Annotated in this window: 5 protein-coding genes and 1 pseudogene; all 6 read right to left on the bottom strand. The window is 41.7% G+C overall.

Features of this window, described 5'->3' with window-relative positions:
* A pseudogene (locus AC1DSE_RS30770) lies at nt 1-493 on the bottom strand (hypothetical protein); the annotation flags it as partial.
* A gap of 200 nt (nt 494-693) precedes the next feature.
* Entirely contained in the window at nt 694-1,119 is a 426-nt protein-coding gene (locus tag AC1DSE_RS30765; RefSeq protein WP_477509855.1) for a methylenetetrahydrofolate reductase, read from the bottom strand.
* Between the two features lie 137 nt (nt 1,120-1,256).
* Nucleotides 1,257-1,787, bottom strand: coding sequence for an orotate phosphoribosyltransferase (pyrE, locus tag AC1DSE_RS30760; protein WP_477509856.1), 531 nt, complete (start codon nt 1,785-1,787; stop codon nt 1,257-1,259).
* Between the two features lie 220 nt (nt 1,788-2,007).
* The gene (locus tag AC1DSE_RS30755; protein ID WP_477509857.1) at nt 2,008-2,397 is read right to left on the bottom strand and encodes an NUDIX domain-containing protein; all 390 of its coding nucleotides are present in this window, start codon (nt 2,395-2,397) and stop codon (nt 2,008-2,010) included.
* Between the two features lie 15 nt (nt 2,398-2,412).
* Nucleotides 2,413-3,075: an HAD family hydrolase gene (locus AC1DSE_RS30750; protein ID WP_477509858.1), complete on the bottom strand. Its 663-nt coding sequence runs from the start codon at nt 3,073-3,075 to the stop codon at nt 2,413-2,415.
* On the bottom strand, nt 3,072-4,484 hold a 1,413-nt coding region (locus AC1DSE_RS30745; protein ID WP_477528737.1), incomplete at its 5' end, for a serine hydrolase domain-containing protein. The genes AC1DSE_RS30745 and AC1DSE_RS30750, both read right to left, overlap by 4 nt.

The following is a 4,484-nucleotide window of genomic DNA, read 5'->3' as shown; positions in this document are numbered from 1 at the left end:
CCTGTGCACACCTCACTAAAAGATAAATAAATATTAGAAAAAATAAACCGTATAACGTTTCTGTTAAAAGATACATTGGCGATAAAATAAACGTGGGATGCAATAAATAACAAGCCATCATAAACAGGCTAATGCCCGTATGCGCAAACATCCGTCTCGCAATCCCATACATGATAACTGCACATATAAGCTGAATCAATATTTGCAGCGCCTGAATTTGTACGACTGGGGGACGATCTCCCGCATATCCAAATACGGCATAACAGCCAGCCAAAAAAAGAGGATAACCTGGTGTTGTAAACGCATTAGGTTTTTCTGAATAAGCATATGGCGCATATCCGTAAACGCCCTCGTGAAGCAGCTGCAGCACCATTTTATTATAGCCAACCTCGTCACCCGTCAGCTTTTTATCCCAATCCGTATAATAACAGCGAAGCAGCAAGCCTAGTACAAGCAATATGGTGAAAATGACCGTTTTGGTTCTGATAGCCATATCGTCTTCAACCCTTTTTTAATATATTGTACGATATCTAAACTTCCTTACATTTCCAAATGACCACACTTGAACGATTGTAGCATTATTATAATCTTGCAGCCAATGAAGTTTTTTTCATAAAAACACAAAAAAGGCTGCTCCTCTTGGCATGTTGCCTTTGGAGACAGCCGTCATTTATTATCCATTCGCATTTTACTTTATACGAGTACTTTACTGAAAATCCCATCAAAATAAGCCTGCAAATCGACTTTTATCGGCATAAAATAAATGTGGCTGTTCGTCTTCTTCGTAAACGCTAATGCTTGCCTCGCAAAATCGATATTCCACTCAAGCGTCGGTTGAAAATCAGCAGGGAATACAACATGATTTCTTGTTTCCCAATATTTTTGCGATTTGTCCGATACGACCGGCGATACGCCCCAGAAAATTTCGGAGCCCTTCAGCATATCTGAATACTGCTCCATCAAGCTCAGATCAAAAAATGGCTGCGTGAAGAAACCGTCTGCTCCCGCTTCAAGCTTCTTTTGTGCATACTCATATTCCTCATCCATGCTGCTACGATAAGGATCTATCGCTGAATACACCTTAATATGGGGGTAATCCTTCTTGATCTTGGCGATCAAGTCTAAACAAGTCGTCGGATATTATTGCATATTAATACATATTAACGAATTTTAATTCAAATTACCAATCAATTTAATAGCAGCTTGCTATCATTTTCTCTTATAAAGGGTAGTAGTTGCTCTGGTATTACGAAATATTACTTAGTCGAAGCTTGCAATAGCTCATCGATATGGAATAAAGAAATGTAGGTTAATCCCGCCTCTTCGAGATTCCTCCTGCCCAGCGGCTCTCGTTCAATCACCGACATAACGGACTTGATCTCAGCCCCATATTTCCTCAGATCATCCGTGCTGATAAGAATCTGCCCTCCTGTTGTAACCACATCTTCAATAATACAGACCTTTTTCCCTGCTATATGTATACCTTCAGCAAGCTTACAGGTACCGTATTTCTTTGCTTCTTTTCTTACAAATGCTGCAGGTATACCTGTTTTCAGTGAAAGAGCTGTTGCAATCGGAATGCCGCCCATCTCGAGCCCTGCCAATACTTCGGTATCGCTGGGTACTAACGGAGCCAGTTTCTCTGCAATTTCTGCCAAAAGCTTAGGATTGGACTCAAATAAGTATTTATCAAAATAGTGATTCGAAACTTGACCTGAACGCAGCTTAAACTCTCCCTCTAAATAGGCTGCTTCATAGATTGCTTTCGCCAATTGTTCTCTCATCATTTCTAAAACACTCCTTCGCGTTTTTAAGTATAAAAAAAACACTAAAGCAGCAATCGCTTTAGTGTTTCATATAAGAATGGAAATATAAAAATGATAATCGAGGTCTTTCCCGAAGCGCCTCTATCATCGTCTTCATACCTCCACCCCTTCCAGTCATTCCTATTATTGTAAAGGTGAATTTACCATTTTACAACTAATTTTTCATAGATGGGGAAAAGAGCTATAGACAAGCAATGACTCTAGACACCTGCAGATCGTTTTTCTTTTCCTCTAATGTAAACCATGCGATTCCTTTCAATACCTGCTCATCAGCAGAGAGCTCAGGGTCTACTCCAAGCTGCGCCTCTTCCTTCGCATCAACGGTAACAAGATAGCAATAATCCGGCCCTAATGAATATTCCGCTTCAAATAGTAGTCTTTCCGCTTTGCCGTTTAGACAGACTTCTTCCTTAACCTCACGAATAACCGCATCCTCATTCGTTTCCCCAGCTTCTACGCCACCGCCGGGCAATGTCCAGAAGCTCCGATTCTCGAGGGGATGATCTTGAAAGACCATCAAAATTTTCTCATCACGAATAATTGCCGCACAAACCCTCGGTCTTAGCTCCATTTTAGCTTTCCTCCGTTATTTCCATTGTTCAACTAAATGTCTAATTTCTATTAAGTCCTTCACCTTCGCGTCATACTCAAATGACTCCGTATAATAGTTGTCTTCCTTCCATATTCCCTTCATACCTGTCGCTTTGCTCGCAGTGATGTCATTGACTGGATGGTCTCCAACATAAACACATGCCTCTGTCGCCACATTCAGTTTTTCCGCAGCTCGCAGGAATATAGCGGGATCAGGCTTGCGAAGGCCTTCTCGCTCCGAAATAAGAATTTCATCAAAATAATGAGCGATTTGGAGGGCCTGAATATTGCTCGCTTGAAAGACCCCGAATCCGTTCGTAATCATTGCCAGCTTATAGCCTTTTTCCTTAAGGCCATCGAGCAGTTCTATCATATTAGGAAATGAAACCGCATGATTTGAGAAACCTTTTTTATAGTCGTCTAGCAACTCATTCCAATCCAGCCTTAGCTCAAACTCTCGTATGAGCTCCTGGTATACTTTGTCCTTCCAAACATAGCCACGACTGTCTAATGCGATGAACCTTTTAATATAACTCTCTTTATCCACCTCGACGTTCGGTCTAATCAATCTCTCGAATTGCTCCTCTACGAACTTCAATAAGGAACGATCACGATCCAGCAGCGTACCGTCTAAATCAAAAATAACGGCTTGAATCATGACTTAACGCTCTTCACTGCTTTTTTGACGCCGCCAAACAGCTGAACCGTTAATTCTGGTACAGATCCGGTTTCGGTATAAGTAATCTTTCCGTCCATTCCATTCAAGAAAAACAGCAGTTCTCCCTCTACTGCGGAATAAGGACAGAGCTCAAATTTAAACCACGTATTTTGGGTGAGATAAAACTTCTCTTGCTCTTGCGAAATGATTAATGGCGAGCCTGGCTCCCCTTCCACATCGTAGCTGCCAATGAGATTGTTATACTGATTGATTTTCAGCTTGATCGGCGTATGCGATATCGGAAGCTGCACTTCTTCGCCCAAAACAAGCCGCGCCAGCTGCTGACTAATCGCTCCTACCTGCGTCGTTACTAGATTAGATAAAACGATTACCGTTACATCTTCTTTTTTATAATGCCTCATTTCGGTTAAGAAACCATTAATGCCTCCGCCATGACCGATAACTTTCCTGAGGCTGCCCATAATTTCTTCCTCATATATAGATAATCCGTAGCCATATGTATCTTTGAAAGGTGTCGTCATGCTCGCATAAGCCTTCTCGCTGATCTGCCTATGTGAATGCAGCGCCAGTCCCCAAATATAAAGGTCCTCAACGGTCGAATACATGCCTCCAGCACCGGATGGAATAGTCATTTCCAGAAACTCTGCATTCACTACTTCACCCCAAACCTCGTAGCCGGATGCACGGTTTTTCAATATTTTTTTAGCATGATCATAACCGGTATTTATCATTCCGAGCGGCTTCAATATGGCATGGTAAATATAGTCCTCGTAGGTGCGTCCGGATATTTTCTCGATAATTGCTGTAAGAAGCACGTATCCTGAATTGCTGTAATCAAACTTCTCCCCCGGTTCAAACAACAAGGGCTTGTCTGCAAATCTGGCAATGAGGTCGTCTGTAGAAGAAACAAGCCTCATCTTTGGTACAAAATCCTCTAGGCCTGTGTAGTTCGGAATTCCTGATGTATGTGTTAGCAAGTGATGAATCGTAATTTTATCGCCATTTGGGTAGCTGGGGAGGTACTCGGAGATCGGGTCTTCTACGTTCAGAAGCTTCAGTTCATGCATCATAACGATTGCTGCCGCCGTAAATTGTTTTGTAATCGAGCCAATACGGAATTTCGTCTGCGGATCATTCGGAACATCCAGCTCAAAGCTTGCCATCCCATAACCCTTGTTTAAGATGATTCGTCCCTCGAATGCAACCAATACACAACCGTTAAGATAACCTTGTTTAGCTAGACAATTGCAATGATTATCTAGTTTTTGTTGCAATTGATCGGTAGATGTTACGTGTTCTGTATTCATCAGATCATCTCCCTTTAGAAAGAAGTCTATTCTATTAGCTAATAAACATGAATAATCAGCCACCTCAATAATACCGTACAC

Source organism: Paenibacillus sp. 01L418 (assembly GCF_056400045.1).
Note: the sequence above shows the minus strand (reverse complement) of the source record. Positions and strands in the feature narration are given on the sequence as shown.

Excerpts from the sequence above, each read along its gene's own strand:
- pyrE (WP_477509856.1), bottom strand. The coding sequence starts at position 1,787 with ATGATGAGAGAACAATTGGCGAAAGCAATCTATGAAGCAGCCTATTTA.
- AC1DSE_RS30755 (WP_477509857.1), bottom strand. The coding sequence starts at position 2,397 with ATGGAGCTAAGACCGAGGGTTTGTGCGGCAATTATTCGTGATGAGAAA.
- AC1DSE_RS30750 (WP_477509858.1), bottom strand. The coding sequence starts at position 3,075 with ATGATTCAAGCCGTTATTTTTGATTTAGACGGTACGCTGCTGGATCGT.